Source organism: Marinomonas rhizomae (assembly GCF_024397855.1).
Taxonomy (GTDB): domain Bacteria; phylum Pseudomonadota; class Gammaproteobacteria; order Pseudomonadales; family Marinomonadaceae; genus Marinomonas; species Marinomonas rhizomae_A.
Window position 1 is genome coordinate 2,916,437 of the sequence record NZ_CP073343.1, and the last position, 16,631, is coordinate 2,933,067.

16 protein-coding genes are annotated in these 16,631 nt (G+C 42.8%); 9 read left to right on the top strand and 7 right to left on the bottom strand.

Annotation, left to right across the window (positions count from 1 at the left end; translation table 11 throughout):
* Positions 1–121 precede the first annotated feature (121 nt).
* Positions 122–448, top strand: coding sequence for a hypothetical protein (locus KDW99_RS13815; protein WP_255825529.1), 327 nt, complete (start codon positions 122–124; stop codon positions 446–448).
* 51 nt (positions 449–499) lie between these two features.
* Here KDW99_RS13815 and KDW99_RS13820 read toward each other — a convergent pair whose 3' ends face one another.
* The 5 genes from KDW99_RS13820 to KDW99_RS13840 form a co-directional block, all read right to left on the bottom strand.
* Positions 500–772, bottom strand: a complete 273-nt coding sequence (locus tag KDW99_RS13820) for an RNA recognition motif domain-containing protein (RefSeq protein WP_255825531.1) — start codon at positions 770–772, stop codon at positions 500–502.
* 77 nt (positions 773–849) lie between these two features.
* Entirely contained in the window at positions 850–1,791 is a 942-nt protein-coding gene (locus KDW99_RS13825) for a nucleoside hydrolase (protein WP_255825533.1), read from the bottom strand.
* Positions 1,792–1,837: 46 nt separating this feature from the next.
* Entirely contained in the window at positions 1,838–2,734 is an 897-nt protein-coding gene (locus KDW99_RS13830) for a ribokinase (protein ID WP_255825535.1), read from the bottom strand.
* A 188-nt stretch (positions 2,735–2,922) separates the two neighbouring features.
* Positions 2,923–4,155, bottom strand: a complete 1,233-nt coding sequence (locus KDW99_RS13835) for an argininosuccinate synthase (RefSeq protein WP_255825537.1) — start codon at positions 4,153–4,155, stop codon at positions 2,923–2,925.
* A 202-nt stretch (positions 4,156–4,357) separates the two neighbouring features.
* Positions 4,358–5,245, bottom strand: a complete 888-nt coding sequence (locus KDW99_RS13840) for a flagellar protein MotY (RefSeq protein WP_255825539.1) — start codon at positions 5,243–5,245, stop codon at positions 4,358–4,360.
* A 95-nt stretch (positions 5,246–5,340) separates the two neighbouring features.
* Here KDW99_RS13840 and rnt point away from each other — a divergent pair, with 95 nt between their 5' ends.
* The 4 genes from rnt to KDW99_RS13860 all read left to right on the top strand — a co-directional run bounded on the left by rnt (position 5,341) and on the right by KDW99_RS13860 (position 10,446).
* Complete coding sequence (gene rnt / locus KDW99_RS13845) at positions 5,341–6,009, top strand: ribonuclease T (protein ID WP_255825541.1); 669 nt, start codon at positions 5,341–5,343, stop codon at positions 6,007–6,009.
* Between the two features lie 70 nt (positions 6,010–6,079).
* Positions 6,080–6,541: a YbaN family protein gene (locus KDW99_RS13850; protein ID WP_255825543.1), complete on the top strand. Its 462-nt coding sequence runs from the start codon at positions 6,080–6,082 to the stop codon at positions 6,539–6,541.
* Between the two features lie 43 nt (positions 6,542–6,584).
* Positions 6,585–9,836, top strand: a complete 3,252-nt coding sequence (locus KDW99_RS13855; RefSeq protein ID WP_255825545.1) for a DUF748 domain-containing protein — start codon at positions 6,585–6,587, stop codon at positions 9,834–9,836.
* A 349-nt stretch (positions 9,837–10,185) separates the two neighbouring features.
* Positions 10,186–10,446, top strand: a complete 261-nt coding sequence (locus tag KDW99_RS13860) for a YdcH family protein (protein WP_255825547.1) — start codon at positions 10,186–10,188, stop codon at positions 10,444–10,446.
* Positions 10,447–10,522: 76 nt separating this feature from the next.
* On the opposite strand, the gene KDW99_RS13865 is transcribed toward KDW99_RS13860, so the two are convergent.
* Positions 10,523–11,080 carry an alpha-ketoglutarate-dependent dioxygenase AlkB family protein gene (locus KDW99_RS13865; RefSeq protein WP_370646805.1) on the bottom strand — a complete coding sequence of 186 codons (558 nt, stop codon included), beginning with the start codon at positions 11,078–11,080 and terminating at the stop codon, positions 10,523–10,525.
* Here KDW99_RS13865 and KDW99_RS13870 point away from each other — a divergent pair.
* The 4 genes from KDW99_RS13870 to yfaE all read left to right on the top strand — a co-directional run bounded on the left by KDW99_RS13870 (position 11,050) and on the right by yfaE (position 15,971).
* The gene (locus KDW99_RS13870; protein WP_255825551.1) at positions 11,050–11,829 is read left to right on the top strand and encodes a heparan-alpha-glucosaminide N-acetyltransferase; all 780 of its coding nucleotides are present in this window, start codon (positions 11,050–11,052) and stop codon (positions 11,827–11,829) included. The genes KDW99_RS13865 and KDW99_RS13870 overlap by 31 nt on opposite strands.
* 299 nt (positions 11,830–12,128) lie before the next feature.
* Positions 12,129–14,393, top strand: coding sequence for a class 1a ribonucleoside-diphosphate reductase subunit alpha (nrdA, locus tag KDW99_RS13875; RefSeq protein WP_255825553.1), 2,265 nt, complete (start codon positions 12,129–12,131; stop codon positions 14,391–14,393).
* Between the two features lie 164 nt (positions 14,394–14,557).
* Positions 14,558–15,691, top strand: coding sequence for a class Ia ribonucleoside-diphosphate reductase subunit beta (gene nrdB / locus KDW99_RS13880; RefSeq protein ID WP_255825555.1), 1,134 nt, complete (start codon positions 14,558–14,560; stop codon positions 15,689–15,691).
* The gene (gene yfaE / locus KDW99_RS13885; RefSeq protein ID WP_255825557.1) at positions 15,675–15,971 is read left to right on the top strand and encodes a class I ribonucleotide reductase maintenance protein YfaE; all 297 of its coding nucleotides are present in this window, start codon (positions 15,675–15,677) and stop codon (positions 15,969–15,971) included. The genes nrdB and yfaE overlap by 17 nt, the downstream gene beginning before the upstream one ends.
* Before the next feature lie 16 nt (positions 15,972–15,987).
* Here the strand turns inward: yfaE and KDW99_RS13890 are convergent, their stop codons facing one another.
* Complete coding sequence (locus tag KDW99_RS13890; protein WP_255825559.1) at positions 15,988–16,593, bottom strand: CDP-alcohol phosphatidyltransferase family protein; 606 nt, start codon at positions 16,591–16,593, stop codon at positions 15,988–15,990.
* Between the last annotated feature and the right edge of the window lie 38 nt (positions 16,594–16,631).

A 16,631-nucleotide genomic window follows, 5' to 3' on the forward strand; every position in this document is an offset into this window, starting at 1 on the left:
GCAACACCTTGATTCATATCAGTTTTATCTAGCTATCACTTGTCTAGCATCTTGCACTATAATGGCTGTCCTAGAAGAGTCATCAACGACCTTGGATCTTCACCCAGTAAAGGATAAACCAATGTCTATTTCACATTCGCCTTACGTTCGCTGCTTTTGGACAGGCACATTGTATTTAACCAATGGCAAAACCATGCCTATTCATTGCACACACATATCAACACAAATGATAGAAGTGGAAGCACCTGAAGGTATACAAGGGTCTAAAATGGTGAAGCTAGAGTTGAAGGCAATTCATGAGGGAAAAATAGCCACGCTAAAAGTATTATGCGATCCGCAACTGGATGTTTTTAACGAGCATAATAAACACTATATAAAACTTAGCTATCACACCATTTCAGATAAAGACGTGAACTTTATCAAAGAATTCGCCGACGCTCATTCCTAGCCCATAACAAAGATAAGCTAGGATAGCGTAGCGGATCACTAGGTGTGAATTTTACTCTGCGTCATCGCCGTCCGCTTTTTTCGCTGTCTCTTCCGCTTTCTTCACGCGGATTTTAGAACCATCAACATCCATACCGTTTAGGGTTTTGATTGCCACTTTTGCTTCGCCCACTTTTGGCATTTCAACAAAGGCAAAGCCTTTAGATTCGCCCGTTTCTTTGTCCATCACAATCGTGCAAGACTGTAAAGTACCATGAACGGCAAACAAACTTCTCAACTCTTCTTCGGTGGTGTTGCGGGCTAGATTTCTTACTAATAATTTCATATTTTTCTCTTCATAAATAAAAAAGGCATGGACGTTATGCTCCATGCCTTCAAGTTTGATTACGCCATTCTAACGGTTTAAGACAAGGTTGTCTCAAACAAGGCCAACAATTTTTCACTGTCCACTTCCATGCAAACCTGTGTCATTGGAACATCGTTCCAATGTGGTTCAGGGAAAGTCATGCCTTGTGGTGCAAAAATCGTTTGCCCAATACCAATGCCTTCGCAAGCCACACGCACCGCGCCAAGCTCTACCCCAAAAATACTCGGGTCCATTACATAGGCAATCGTCGATGCATCATGGAAGTAACAACCATCCATATCAAAGCGGCTGCTGTAAAAATTAATGTAATGCTGAGCGCAATCATACAAGAAACCACCTTCAGTAGGATTCGCTTCTCTAATACGTTCTAGAATCGGGTTATCCAGCAACACTTGATGAGTGACGTCCAAACCAATCATGATCACTTGCCAAGGCGCGGTGAAAACCAAATCAGCAGCATGAGGGTCGTTCATGATGTTGGCTTCTGCTACTGGCGATACGTTACCGTATTCAATTGCTGTACCGCCCATTAGAACCACTTCATCAACCAAGTTGGCCACTTCTGGATCAATCTCCAACGCTTTTGCCAAGTTACCTAGCGGACCAAGAGCGATAATAGTCACTTCACCTGGAAACTCACGGACAGTATCAACAATAAATTGCGCGGCACTTTTATCGATGGCTTTACCTTTTGGTGCTGGCCAATCAATATTACCGAAGCCATCTGCACCGTGAACAAAATCTGGATGTGGGCGTGGGGCAATCTTACTTGGTACGGCAACGCCTTTTGCAACAGGCACGTTTACTTTCGCAATCTCAGTCAAGGTGATGGCGTTTTGTGTTGCCAAATCTACAGACACATTACCAAAGGTTGTCGTTAAACCTAGTACATCAAGCTGTGGTGCCTGAAAGGCGAAGAAGATCGCCATTGCATCGTCTATACCTGGATCTGTATCAATTATAATTTTACGAGCCATGTTTCAATTCCTCTTTTCACTATTCGTTGTTGGCAATGTATTTTGGCTAACGGTTGTGCTTAGCAAGAAAGGCCGTCACTTCATCTTGCGTTGGAATTGCTGATGCGGCACCTAAGCGAGTAACGCAAATAGCCGATGCGGCACAGGCACGAGTAATGGCCTGCGTCATATCTTCATCATTCATTAGAGAAGACAAGCAAAAACCAATAAAGGTATCGCCAGCTGCTGTGGTATCAACCGCTTCTACAGAAAAGGCTTTTACCGATAACTTCTCATTACCGTTAAAGTAACAAACACCCGCTTTGCCAAGCGTCATCAATACAGCAAGCTCAGGATAAGCCTTTGGAAACGCTTCAATCGTGCTATCTATGTCTGCCGTGCCAATCAAATCCATGGCTTCGACTTCGTTAACTATTAACAAATCAACAAAACCAAGCACTTTCTTAGTGAGCTCCGCGTCCATAGGCGCTGGATTAAATGCGACCTTAACTTTGTTCTCTTGCGCTTTGCGCATGATGTATTCAATCAGGTTAGTTTCGTTTTGTAGTAACACCCAATCACCAGCGTTTGCTTGCGACAATACTTGGTCAACCTGTTCTTCCGTTAGCGCATGATTCGCGCCTTGGTACAAAATAATCGAGTTTTCCGCTTCTTTGGTTAGCTGAATAATCGCATGACCGGTTGGTACATCAATTCGGTTTATCAAGCCGGTATCAACACCAAGGGATTCTAGCTGATCAATCACAGCTTGATCACTGTGATGAATCGCACCAACGTGTTTTACGTCAGCGCCAGCTTTAGCAAGAGCTACGGATTGGTTTGCCCCTTTACCACCCAATAAACACTGATAGTTATTGGATGCCATGGTCTCGCCTGGCCGAACAAAATGATCTAGCTGATAAAGGTGGTCGAGGTTAATCGAACCAAAGTTATAAATTGTCATAATTCTCTTCCTTCAAGATCAGCGTGCTTATTTTATCGGCACATTTTATTCCACTGCTCATTTTTCAAAGCATGCATGCTATGTCAATTTACCAGCGAATACTGACCAAGTGTACAAAAATAAAAAACGCTCCAATTCTGCAAGAATGGAGCGTTTTTTGAAAGCTTATTTTCTATATCAACAAGTAATTACTTATCGTTATCTAGAAAACCACGACCTTTTTGAGCGGCAATACGCATACGAAGCGCATTCAACTTGATAAAGCCTGCAGCATCTTTCTGATCGTAAGCACCAGCATCGTCTTCGAATGTTGCGATAGAGCTATCGAACAAGCTGTTTTCAGATTGACGACCAACAACCGTTACGTTGCCTTTGTACAATTTAAGACGAACCGTACCGTTAACATATTTCTGAGACGTGTCGATCATCGCTTGCATCATGCGACGCTCTTCAGACCACCAGAAACCGTTGTAAATAATTTTCGCGTAACGAGGCATCATTTCGTCTTTCAAGTGCATCGCTTCGCGGTCTAGCGTAATAGACTCAATCGCACGGTGCGCACGCATCATGATGGTGCCACCAGGTGTTTCATAACAACCACGTGCTTTCATACCAACAAAACGGTTTTCAACTATGTCTACACGGCCAATACCGTTCGCGCCACCAACCTTGTTTAATGTTTCCAAGATGGTTGCAGGAGACATAGCTTCACCATTGATAGAAACTGGGTCGCCTTTTTCGTAACCGATTTCGATGTAAGTTGCTTCATTTGGCGCATCTTCAGGAGATACAGACCAACGCCACATATCGTCTTCTGGCTCTGTCCATGGATCTTCCAACTGGTCACCTTCAAAAGAGATGTGCAGTAGGTTAGCGTCCATAGAGTAAGGTGATTTTTTCTTCTTAGTAGAAAAATCCACTGGGATATTGTGCTTTTCGCAGTACGCCATTAGGGTTTCGCGAGACGTTAGGTCCCACTCACGCCAAGGAGCAATCACTTTAACGCCAGGTTTCAACGCGTAAGCGCCAAGCTCAAAACGTACTTGGTCGTTACCTTTACCTGTTGCGCCGTGAGAAATGGCATCTGCGCCAGTTTCATTGGCAATCTCGATCAAGCGTTTAGCGATCAAAGGACGCGCAATGGACGTACCTAATAGGTATTCGCCTTCGTAAATAGTGTTAGCACGGAACATTGGGAAAACGAAGTCGCGAACAAACTCTTCGCGCAAATCTTCAATGTAGATTTCCTTAATACCCAACGCTTGAGCTTTAGCACGAGCTGGTTCAACTTCCTCACCCTGACCCAAATCAGCGGTAAAGGTAACCACTTCACAGTTATACTCTTCTTGAAGCCACTTCACGATTACGGAAGTATCCAGGCCGCCAGAATAGGCAAGCACTACCTTCTTCACGTCAGACATTATCTCTATTCTCCTCAACGAGCTCGCGCTCCCACGCCAATGCTTTAAAACCAGTACATGGCGGCGCAAATAATTTAAAAAAAGGGGCTGTAAGTGTAAGATCTCGATTCTTGCTTAGCAAGCAAAAAGCCCTGCTCTACTAAGATAATTCAGTAAAACAGGGCCCTTTTAGTAAATTATAGAGAATCAAATAATACATAAATCAACTAGCATCGGCTTTTTCCAAGCGAATCGTCACTCGTCGGTTACGTTCTCGTCCTTGGCTCGTATTATTCGTCATAGCAGGATAGCGCTCACCGTGATAACGAGAAATAATTTTCCCTGCGGGCACGCCTTTTTCCAATAAATACGAGGTAACTTTTTCTGCTCGTACTTTTGACAGTTCGCGGTTATCTCGGCGAGAGCCAATAATATCCGTATGACCATCGATATATATGTACTCGACACTTGGGTCAGACGACACGTATAAGGCAACCAGATCCAAACGCGCCTTAATTCGATCAGTAAGGTTCACGCCATTGGTTGGAAACAGAGCCGCCGTTCTGGCGATTTGATCGTAGTTCACCGGTAACAAACTAGCCAAACAGCGTCTAAACTCATTGTACGCTGGGGCAAAGTTAATATTCGACAAGCCGACTTCCACAGTCTCGCGATTGTTTTCCCAGGCCGTTCCTGCGACAACAGGATGACGCCCACGATCCAAACTTGTGAGCATTCGTTCCGCGACTTTGCCGCCCACTTCCACCGTTAACCCGTAACCCGGATAAGGCAGAATATCTAAGGTTTCTGGCCTTAATCCCGGCGACCAATCTGGTGCTTGGGAAATAATATACACCTGACCGGGACCAAGTTTTTCATTCTGCGGCTGCAAAATAAACTTCATTGGTTCGCCCGCTTCTTTTATAAAGTGGCCTTCGCCATAGTTCGGCACGGGGTGCGTTAAACTGCACGAAAAAATGTCGCCCGAAAGTAGCCACTCAGAATCCGAAATACCGGATTGATAGTGAGTTATGGCCTGGGCTTGCATAAATGGCATGGCAGCAGCCAATAAAAATGTTGTGCGAATTAGAAGTTGTTGGGGAATTCCCATTTAGACATCTCGTTCAAGCATTATCAAATGTGTTATGATCCGATCCTATTGTATACCGTTACTGTTGATCAAGCGGCAGAATTAAGGACCTTCTTTTGTCAAACCATGAAATCAAAGATAGATTCCGCGGCTTCCTACCTGTTGTTATCGACGTAGAAACCGCAGGCTTTAATCAAAAAACCGATGCTTTATTAGAAATGGCAGCCAGCATCCTTCGAATGGATGAAAATGGCGACTTATATATCCATGAAACATTAGAGTTTTTGATTAAGCCATTTGAAGGTGCAAACCTTGAAAAAGCAGCGCTGGACTTTACAGGCATAGACCCTTTTGCTCCCGATAGACAAGACATACCAGAAAGCGAAGCACTTGGCCAAATGTTTAGCAAAGTTCGAAAAGAACTAAAGTCTGTTGGCTGTAAACGTGCCATTCTTGTTGGCCACAATGCTGCATTTGACCACGGATTTTTAAACGCAGCTATTGAGCGAGTGGATATTAAGCGCAACCCATTTCACCCTTTCTCTAGCTTCGATACCGCAAGTCTAGCAGGTTTGGTATTTGGACAAACAGTATTAGCAAAAGCCTGTGAAGCGGCGTCTATTCCATTCAGTAACTCCGAAGCACATTCGGCAAAGTACGATACGGAAAAAACCGCAGAACTATTTTGTGAAATGGTGAATCGCTTAAAACGACTTGGTGGCTGGCCACTGGTTGAAAACGAAGCAGAAGATAGCATGGCCGCTATTTTTAATTCAGGAAAATAGCTCAATTGGAAAAACGCGTTTTTACGTTGATAACGCGTTTTTTTATTTACCCTTTAGAGAGTGCATTCATATGCAAGGAAAGCGAATCTTATATTTGATGCTGGGCTGGTTCTCTCTGATCACAGGCATCATTGGCATTTTCCTTCCCTTACTTCCCACAACACCGCTGGTGTTACTCGCTGCTTGGTGTTTCTCTCGTTCCTCTGTACGATTCCACACATGGTTGATTGAACATAAATTCTTTGGCCCTATTGTGCGTGATTGGCAATCTTCAGATGGCATCCCTCGCAAAGCAAGAAACCGTGCCATTATTTTTATGTGGGCCGGTATGGCCATTTCGATCTTTATTGTTTCTCGCTTTTGGGCAACGATAGGATTAATTACCATAGGCCTCTGCGTCAGCACTTATTTATTACGCATGCCGATTCGTTCTGAGGGCGTATCAACCGCAGACAGTACGAACATCAATGAGCCTGACAATGAATCGTCAGACACATTAAAAAAGCCAGAAGAAAAAGACGGAACCAACTAACCAATAGCCACTTATTTTTACATACACAGCAGAAAGGCACTTTATGATGACACGCCGACATTTTCGACTCTTTGTCTTTTACCCATTTGCAGCTCTGACTGGTGTAACGACGGCTACTTGGCTGGCTGCGCCATTTGTCGCTGAACACTATCTAACCACTTATTTTCAAGAACAAGGCGAAGATGTAACTGTTGGCAAGCTGTCTATTGATTTCTTCCCACCTAAAGTTGATTTGAAAAACATTGTTATTAATGACAAATCGCAAGACACCTTGACGCTTGAACGCGCTGTTTTCGAAGTTGAAATTTGGCCACTCTTGACTAAAACAGTTCATATCTCAGAAGCCAAAATTGAAGGTTTAAACTTAGTCGTCTCTCAAAAAGAGAAAGATTGGATTGTTGCCGGTATTAATACGTCCCAATTCATTACACCGGAAGACCAACAAGAACCTGAGCCAGAAGCTGAATCGGAAGAAAATACGAGCGCACCTTGGACCATCAAACTGCCTTCGTTTTCCTTTACAAACAGCCAAGTTGATTTATCTCGCCAGCCAGACCTAAACGTCCCAGCTGAATCCGATAAATTCGTCTTAACAAATTTGTCTATTGAAGACCTATCCGGCCAAGAACTCACTTGGCAAGGTGAAATAGCGCTATCCGCCCTCGTCAACGAAACAACACTGTCTTTAAATAGCCAATTTGACTACTCACCAGAACAAGCCAATGCTGACGTCGATATTAAAAACACACGATTGCTAATAGAAAGTTTTCGTCACTTCTTACCTTCTCCATATAACGAAGGCAAAGGCCAACTGGATCTCGCAGCAAATTTTCAATTTACTCAGCAGCAAGTTAATGGTGCACCTACTTTTGACATCAAAAACCTAACCCTAAACACGCAAATTGAAAACCTAGATTTACCGTTAGGAGAGCAAGACAAAGCCTCTACTAAATCTACAACACTGGCACTTTCAAAAGCCAATATAAACTTTGTTTCAGCCGATCAGCTAGCGGCGGCGGGAACGCTTAACTTACAATCTACACAATCATTCTTTGCGCAGGCCGATATAGCCGCACAATTTGATCAGCTAACTCTAAACACGCCGTTCGATGTAAAACGTGATAAACAGGGATTAGCAGCAAACGGCAATCTTGATTTACAGCTAGAGCAGCCTCTATTTACTCAAGCTGAACAAAAAGCACAGCTCGATACACTTACGCTTAAAACACCCTTCGATATCAAGCAGAATGAGCTTGGATTAGCCGCCAGCGGTGACCTTGACTTACAGTTAGGAAAATCCCTATTTGCACAAGCGGAACAACGCGTACAGTTCGATAATTTGACGTTGAACACACCTTTCGATGTCAAACAAGATAAGCAGTCGGGGCTGACCGCCAACGTGGCCTCTACAACACTGGACATGAATGCACTTTCTCTATCATCAGAAAGCCTTGCCGTGCAAAACAAGCAGCTACACATTGCATTAAACGATGTCGCTTTTACTATGGATAACAATGAATCTCTTACTGCTTCATTGCTCGCCGATATCCAAAGCAAAAACCTATCAGTACAGCAAGCTGGTAACACTGCAAACTACGAAGAATTCAATTTATCTAACACGCTTTCCCTACAAAAAAACAGCGATACGCTTTCGGCTAAAAACAGCAAACTGTCCATCGATATTAAAGAGTTGAAAGGGACACAAAGTGACGAAAAGCAATTTTCATTAGGTGTCGCAAAACTGACAGCGGACCAATTGAATGTAGAACAAGCGAATCAGCAGCCTCCTGCAATAAAGGGTACTAACCTAAACTTCACCAGTGAATCGCTGGACAGCATGTTGACGAATCAGAAGCGCATTGCTTCTTGGAAAAATGCCGACATTAGCGGTCTTTCATTCACTCAGCAAGATAAAGACTTTGATGCTTCATTAGAGCAATTAAGCATCAAGGATTTAACCGTTTCCGAACAGCTTGCAAAAGAAGGTAGCAAACAAACACTTCCACCACTGGCTCATGTTGGCAGCATTCAAGTAGAGCAATTGAGCGCAAATCAAGATGGCGCGAAAATCAAGCAGATTACGACAGACTCAGCCAAGGCCAGTCTCATTTTGGATACACAGAAACGTATAGAAAATCTCGTTTTTGTCGATGTAGAACAGCAAAAAGCACCTGAGCCAGTGCTCAAAAATCCAAACGTTCCAAGGGAAAAAGACGCCAACAATGCCATTAGCAGCACTCAGGACGGAGAACAGAATCCGGCATTTAAAGCACCTTACTACGTTGTTTTAGACGCTTACGATACTACGGGGAAATCCAGTATCTATATAAAAGACAATAGCATTTCACCAGCACTGCAACGTTCTTTAGACATAGATACATTGTCATTGCGTAACCTAAACACGCAGAAAAAAGATCAAGCCACCGTGTTGGCTTTAAAAGCACGCAATGGCAAATACGCTACGTTAACAAGCGATATCACCATTTGGCCTTTGGCAGACAAACTCACCTTAAAAAGCGACGTCGTTATTCGTGAAGCGGAATTGCCACCCTACTCCTCTTATATTGCCAGCGTTTTAGGCTACCAAATTGACTCAGGACAACTGGATCTAGACTTAAAGCTTAATGCAGATAATGGCGTGTTAAATGGCAACTCGCATATCGTATTAAGGGAGTTTGATCTGGGTGGACGCAAAGAAAGCAGTTCCGCTATCAAAGCGGGCGCTGTTCCACTTAACATCGCCGTCGGCATTCTTAAAGACAGAGACAACAACATTGATCTCGATATCCCCTTGTCTGGTGATATTGAAAAACCAGAATTTGGCTGGCAGGACTTCTTGCTTCTACCGGTCCGGAAAGCATTGTACAGCGCATCAAGCACCTACTTAATGCAGACGTTTATTCCTTATGCCAATGTCATTAGCATTGCGCAATTTGCCGGTGATCAACTACTCAAAATTCGCGTAGAGCCTTTGATATTTGACGCAGAAGACGACGAATTAAACGACTCGCAAGACGCCTTTTTAAAACAACTTGTCGCCCTAATGAAAGACAAAAAAGACAGTCAGCTAAAAGCCTGTGGTGTAGCAAGCTATCTCGATCTAGGGCTTGAGAAACCACCAGTATCGATTGATAGTGATACACGGGAAGCCGCCAGCAACCTAGCACAGAAGCGCGCCGATCACTTAAAAGACTATTTGGTAAAAGAAGGCATCTCGTCATCACGAGTTTTCCTTTGCACTCCTGAAGTGGACCTATCTAAAAGCAGTAAACCAAGAGTAGAATTAAACTTCTAAGACCTCTTATTAACCGCTTTTAAAGTACATCAGACTTACCCCAAAAGCCGTGATAGAAAACCACTCTATCACGGCTTTTTAATGTCAAAAATACGCAAAGAAACCTGCGAATCAGTGCAACCTAATCTAGACTTAAACACCCTCCATTGAAAAGCAAAATAAACAGACCATAACTATATTAGAGCGTTTGAAATCCCTATCTGGGACATTTGGTAAACAGCCGACATCCCTTTGTAGCAAAGCAATTGGTCGATGTTTTAAAGACTCACTAAAACATGATCAACATCAAGAGAAGGCTACCCTAACTAGGTTAGTCTTTAACAAAAGCTAGCAAGTATAGGAGGCAATTATGCCGATTGAAGACCACAATTTAATAAACGAATTTCCTGAATATAAAGATGACATCCACCAGCTAAAAATGGACGATGCGCACTTTAAAAGACTCTATGATGAATATAATCACTTAACAAAAGAAGTGGAAAAAATGGAGCAAGAACTTACCCCAGCTCCAACCATGGAAGAAGAAAAATTAAAGAAGCAACGTCTACAGCTGAAAGACACTATACAAGGCTACATTAAGGCATCGAAACTCGCTGCTGAAAAAGCGTAGCAGTGTTATGTATATACTTAATAGAAAGCAGTTTTAATCCCTACAAATGAAGCTTTTTGGGAGAGTGAACAGGAACTCAAAGTAGGAGACGAAAGGTTAAACTTATCCTCTCCTCTTTGATCCGCTTCCTTACCGGTAAAGAATGCTGCCACAACACTTGTGTTGAAGCCGACATCACTAGCCAACTTCCATTTTCTAATTCAACGCTGTGCTTAATTTGATGATTCACTTTTAAGCGAAATAAAAAGGGTCGACTCACGCCAAGACTCAACATAGCAACAACGGGAGCCGGACCTAATATTTTCTCGTCGTCCGCATGCCAGCCCATATATTCATCACCATCTTGATACCAGTTCAATAACACCGCATTGAAAGATTGACATGCATGTTGTTCAGCCTCTTTCTTAATAGGCAACAGCCAATCAGGCCAACCAAAACCATGATGATCTTTAGCGGAATAACGATAACAAACACCGTGATCCGCTATAAATGCGACTTGGCGTGGCACCAAAACATCACGTCCAAACATAGTCAGGCTTTCCCGCTCCCACAGCACATCCGATTTAAGCTGAGACATCAACGACGGCAAGCTTGAGCTAGAAAATGAGTATCGGTATGATGGCCGAGCTTCCATTTAATTATTCACCTTGGACTTCAATGCAAACCTCTTCCGTTTTCGAGCCAACCAAACGCAGCGCATTTTTAGACGTATATCGCGGATCTGCTGTTCTACTAATGATGATCTTTCACTTCTGCTGGGACCTACGGAATTTTGGGTTTATGGAGTTTTCCATTTATGACCCTTTTTGGGTGTATTTTCGCAGCGTTATTTTAACACTTTTTCTTACGGCCATCGGTTGGTCCACTTACCTCACGCTAACCAAAGCCAAACACCCTTCATTCTGGAAACGCGATACCAAACTGTTTATTTCCGCGGCTGCAATTTCACTCGCCACATATCTTGCCGCACCTAACCAATGGATATACTTTGGCATATTACACTTTATCTTTATAGCCTCTTTGATCACCAGACCATTTGCCAAATGGCCAATTAGTTCAGCGCTGGCTGGCGCAGTCATCACAATTATCTACCATTCCACAAATTGGCTACATTTCCCAAACGCATTTTCAGTCATTACTTCTTATGTAGAGCTGCCGCAAAGAACCTTAGATATTGTATTTCCATTTCCATGGATAGGCGTTGTTTTAATTGGTCCTCTTCTTGGCTACTTGAACTCGCACAAGTGTCCAACACCAAACGCGCTAATAATAGACATTCTGGCCTTTATGGGACGCTACGCTCTGCCTATATACCTTATCCATCAAGTCATTTTATTTATACTAGTGGCAGCGTTCAAAATGGTGCTCGATTTCATTTCTTGATCACTTTTCGTGCATTCAGTGAGGTGAGTTTTTTTCATCAAAAAATAGATAAAAATAGCCCTAACGGTATTGCCAATTGCTAACTTTACGCTTCTTCAGGCAAGTAAAGTAAGTAAGCACTTAGCTATTATTTAATTATCATTTTAGAGTTTTTTTCAAGCCTTGATTTTCACTTGAATGAGCACTATTGTTCACCACAGATTATTAACAAAACACTATATGTAGTATGTTAACCAAAACAAACACACTACATAGAGTAAACCACCTCTTTTTATATCGCACTAATGGGAAGTCAATGCATGAGTACTCTCACAGTTACTAAACGTAACGGGACGACGGAAAACATCAACCTAGACAAGATTCATAAAGTCATCGCATGGGCGGCTGAAGGTCTAGACAATGTTTCCGTTTCCCAAGTAGAGCTAAAAGCACGAATTCAGTTCTTTGAGGGCATTCGAACTACAGACATTCACGAAACTCTAATCAAGTCTGCTGCAGACTTGATTTCTGAACATACGCCTGATTACCAATATCTGGCTGCTCGCTTAGCTATCTTTCACTTACGTAAAAAAGCTTTTGGTGATTTTGAGCCTCCACACCTTTATGCGCATGTAAAAAACCTAGTTCAACAAAAGCGATATGACGCTCAATTGCTAGACAAGTATTCTGAAGAAGATTTCAATCAGCTGAATGAATTCATTGACCATTCTCGTGACATGAATTTCTCCTACGCGGCCGTCAAACAGCTTGAAGGTAAATATCTAGTACAAAACCGTGTAAGCGGCGATATTTACGAAAGCCCTCAGTTTATCTACATCCTAGTTGCTGCTTGCTTGTTTGCTGAGTACGACTCAAAAGATCGCTTGAATCTTATTCGCCGTTTCTACGATGCCGTTTCTAAATTTAAGATTTCATTACCAACACCTATCATGTCTGGCATCCGTACGCCGACACGCCAGTTTAGTAGCTGTGTCCTAATTGAGTGTGGTGATTCCTTAGACTCCATCAATGCAACATCCAGCGCTATCGTCAAATACGTCAGTCAACGTGCCGGTATTGGTGTAAATGCAGGGGCTATTCGTGCATTGGGTAGCGCTATTCGTGGTGGCGAAGCCTTCCATACTGGCTGCATCCCATTCTACAAACATTTCCAAACCGCCGTAAAAAGCTGTTCTCAAGGTGGTGTTCGTGGTGGTGCAGCGACTGTTTTCTATCCAATCTGGCACCTTGAAGTCGAAAGCCTACTAGTATTAAAAAACAACCGTGGTGTAGAAGAAAACCGCGTTCGCCACTTAGACTATGGCGTTCAGTTCAACCGTTTAATGTACCAACGTTTGATTAAAGGCGGTAACATAACGCTATTTAGCCCCTCTGACGTCCCAGGTCTATACGACGCCTTCTTTGCCGATCAAGAAGAATTCGATCGCCTATACACCATGTATGAGCAAGATCCTTCTATCCGCAAGCAAACCGTTAAAGCAACAGAGTTGTTTACTTTGTTTGCTTCTGAGCGTGCAAGCACTGGCCGTATATACCTACAGAACGTGGATCATTGTAATACTCACAGCCCATTCGATCCCAAAGTTGCACCAGTCAAACAAAGTAACTTGTGTTTGGAGATCGCGCTTCCAACCAAACCACTAAATCGCATTGATGACCCAGAAGGCGAGATTGCACTTTGTACATTATCTGCGTTTAACCTAGGTGCCCTAGAGAACCTAGACGAGCTTGAAGAATTGTCTGAGCTGATCGTCCGTGCACTAGATGCACTGTTGGATTACCAAAACTACCCAATTCCAGCAGCACAACGTGCAACTGAACTACGCCGCACATTAGGTGTAGGTGTTATTAACTACGCTTACTACTTGGCGAAAAACGGTGTTAAATACTCTGACGGCAGCGCAAACGAGCTCACTCATAAAACGTTTGAAGCAATTCAGTACTTCTTATTGAAAGCCTCTAACAAGCTAGCGAAAGAGTTTGGTCCATGCTTGGCTTTTAACGAAACAACATACTCTAAAGGCATCTTGCCAATCGACTCTTACAAAAAAGAAATCGATAACATTGTTTCTAACGAATTGATCTATGATTGGGAAACGTTACGTTCTGAGATCGTTGCTCACGGTCTACGTAACTCAACACTGACAGCATTGATGCCATCAGAAACGTCTTCTCAGATCAGCAACGCAACTAACGGTATCGAGCCTCCTCGTGGTTTCGTGTCTGTTAAAGCAAGTAAAGACGGTATTTTAAAGCAAGTAGTTCCTGAATTTGAACGTCTAAAGGACAACTATGAGCTGTTGTGGACTATCCCATCAAACGATGGCTATCTACAATTAGTTGGTATCATGCAAAAATTTGTCGATCAAGCGATCTCTGCTAACACCAACTATGATCCTCAAAAATTTGAGTCACAAAAGGTACCAATGAAGGTCATTTTGAAAGACCTACTAACCGCTTACAAACTTGGTGTAAAAACCCTTTACTACCATAACACTCGCGATGGTGCTGATGATAAACAAGAAGACATGGACGATTGTGCTGGCGGTGCTTGCAAAATCTAATCGGTCAGCCATCGCACACAGATCTGTTGCATGATCTGACAAGCAGAGCCTCATATGGATGAGGCTTTGCTACGTTTACTGCTTTAATGAAACCTAAAATCTATTAATAACTAGGGCATTTTCTTATTGAACATGCCCTACGCTTTTGAGGAATACCCTGAAACATGAGTTACTCGACTTTCAACCGCAAGCACTTCGATAGCACAAAAGAACCTATGTTCTTTGGTGAAAATGTCAACGTTGCTCGCTATGATCAGCAAAAGCATCCTATTTTTGAAAAGCTAATCGAAAAGCAATTGTCTTTCTTTTGGCGCCCTGAAGAAGTCGATCTATCTACTGATCGCAAAGACTTTCAACGTTTAGAAGAGCACGAACAACACATCTTCTTAAGTAACCTTAAGTACCAAACTCTGCTAGACAGCGTGCAAGGTCGCTCGCCAAACGTTGCTTTATTACCGATTGTCTCTTTGCCTGAATTAGAAACGTGGATCGAGACGTGGTCTTTCAGTGAAACGATTCACAGCCGTTCCTACACACACATCATTCGTAACATCGTTAACGATCCCACCAAGATTTTTGATGATATTGTGACAAATGAAGAAATAACCAAACGTGCTGATAGTGTTTCTATCTACTATGACCGTCTAATTGAAATGGTCAATTTGTACAACACCATGGGCATGGGAACCTTTGATATTCCAGGTAAAGGCGAAATTGAAATTTCTATGCCTAAACTTAAAAAGGCCCTTTACCTGACAATTGCTTCCGTCAATGTGTTAGAAGCGATTCGCTTCTATGTAAGCTTTGCTTGTAGCTTCGCCTTTGCTGAACGCACTCTAATGGAAGGCAACGCTAAGATTATCAAGCTGATCGCTCGTGATGAAGCCTTGCATTTAACAGGCACTCAGCACATGTTGAACCTAATGGCTTCCGGTAGAGATGACCCAGAGATGGCGGTGATTGCTGAAGAATGCCAAAACGAGGTTCGCCAAATCTTCATCGAAGCGGCGGAACAAGAAAAAGAATGGGCAAAATACCTATTCAAAGACGGCTCAATGATCGGTCTTAACTCTCAAATTTTAGGCCAATATGTTGAATACATTACTAACGTACGTATGCAAGCGGTTGGACTTGAAACTTGTTTCGACACCAAACACAACCCAATCCCTTGGATAAACGCTTGGTTGGTGAGTGATAATGTTCAAGTTGCCCCACAAGAAGCAGAAATCAGCTCTTACCTAGTAGGACAAACGGACAATAGCTTAGACGATTCAGACTTTGATGACTTCGACCTCTGATCCCAAAGCCCCAGAAAAAAAAGACCAAGTACATCGCGTACTCTTAGGGAAAAAACAAATTCTTGTCACAGAGGATGAGCCCTTACTGGTACAACTTGAACGAGCTGGTATTCACGTTGAATACCAGTGTCGTGAGGGATATTGCTCTTCGTGCTCAATCAAGCTCTTATGGGGAAATGTTATGTACCCATTTGAGCCTCTAGCGTGGGTGCAAAGCGGTTATTTGTTAGCTTGCTGTGCTATTGTCAAAAGTGACATTGAAATCGCTTTTTTCGATTAAAGCTTGCACTGAGAGTTTAAGATAATGTTCGGTAACCTGCATAAATTCGGGTTGCCGTCGTTATCCAACACATCAAACCGAAAACATACGCCATGACAGCAAAGTAACTTGGGAACAAACAAATCAATATTAGCAACGCTATGGTTTCTGTCCCTTCCGCTAGACCACCTAAAAAATACAGCGATTTACGACCATAGTCTAAGCGCTCTATTTTTTGCTTCTCTGCCATGATAGCAAACGCTAAAAAACTACTCCCCGTTCCCATAAAAGAAAAAATCAAAAAGCTCGCGGCTAGCGCGTTCTCCAACGGATTCATCAAAGCAAAACCAAAAATCACCGCTGAATAAAAAATAAAATCCAAAGTGATGTCTAAATATCCGCCTAAATCGGTGGGCCCCTGCACTCTTGCCACAGCACCATCTAAACCATCCATCACTCTATTAATGATCACGCACAGCAACGCCAATGACGTATTTCCAAAATACAAAGCAGGCAACACCATCATGCCAAAAGCAAAGCCAAACAAAGTAATCCAATTGGCTTTAATGCCCAATTTATCGATCACCACTGCTGTAATCCGCAAAGGATGTTTCAAGCTCTTTATAAAAAACGTGTCTAACATTCAAACAACTACCTTGATTCTATAGGGACGAAACTTTC

Bases quoted from the DNA above. Each gene is read 5' to 3' on its own strand.
- KDW99_RS13820 (WP_255825531.1), bottom strand. From the start codon at position 772: ATGAAATTATTAGTAAGAAATCTAGCCCGCAACACCACCGAAGAAGAG.
- KDW99_RS13815 (WP_255825529.1), top strand. From the start codon at position 122: ATGTCTATTTCACATTCGCCTTACGTTCGCTGCTTTTGGACAGGCACA.
- KDW99_RS13830 (WP_255825535.1), bottom strand. From the start codon at position 2,734: ATGACAATTTATAACTTTGGTTCGATTAACCTCGACCACCTTTATCAG.
- KDW99_RS13825 (WP_255825533.1), bottom strand. From the start codon at position 1,791: ATGGCTCGTAAAATTATAATTGATACAGATCCAGGTATAGACGATGCA.
- nrdA (WP_255825553.1), top strand. From the start codon at position 12,129: ATGAGTACTCTCACAGTTACTAAACGTAACGGGACGACGGAAAACATC.
- KDW99_RS13840 (WP_255825539.1), bottom strand. From the start codon at position 5,245: ATGGGAATTCCCCAACAACTTCTAATTCGCACAACATTTTTATTGGCT.
- KDW99_RS13855 (WP_255825545.1), top strand. From the start codon at position 6,585: ATGATGACACGCCGACATTTTCGACTCTTTGTCTTTTACCCATTTGCA.
- KDW99_RS13890 (WP_255825559.1), bottom strand. From the start codon at position 16,593: ATGTTAGACACGTTTTTTATAAAGAGCTTGAAACATCCTTTGCGGATT.
- KDW99_RS13835 (WP_255825537.1), bottom strand. From the start codon at position 4,155: ATGTCTGACGTGAAGAAGGTAGTGCTTGCCTATTCTGGCGGCCTGGAT.
- nrdB (WP_255825555.1), top strand. From the start codon at position 14,558: ATGAGTTACTCGACTTTCAACCGCAAGCACTTCGATAGCACAAAAGAA.
- KDW99_RS13870 (WP_255825551.1), top strand. From the start codon at position 11,050: ATGAGTATCGGTATGATGGCCGAGCTTCCATTTAATTATTCACCTTGG.
- KDW99_RS13850 (WP_255825543.1), top strand. From the start codon at position 6,080: ATGCAAGGAAAGCGAATCTTATATTTGATGCTGGGCTGGTTCTCTCTG.
- yfaE (WP_255825557.1), top strand. From the start codon at position 15,675: ATGACTTCGACCTCTGATCCCAAAGCCCCAGAAAAAAAAGACCAAGTA.
- KDW99_RS13860 (WP_255825547.1), top strand. From the start codon at position 10,186: ATGCCGATTGAAGACCACAATTTAATAAACGAATTTCCTGAATATAAA.
- KDW99_RS13865 (WP_370646805.1), bottom strand. From the start codon at position 11,080: ATGGAAGCTCGGCCATCATACCGATACTCATTTTCTAGCTCAAGCTTG.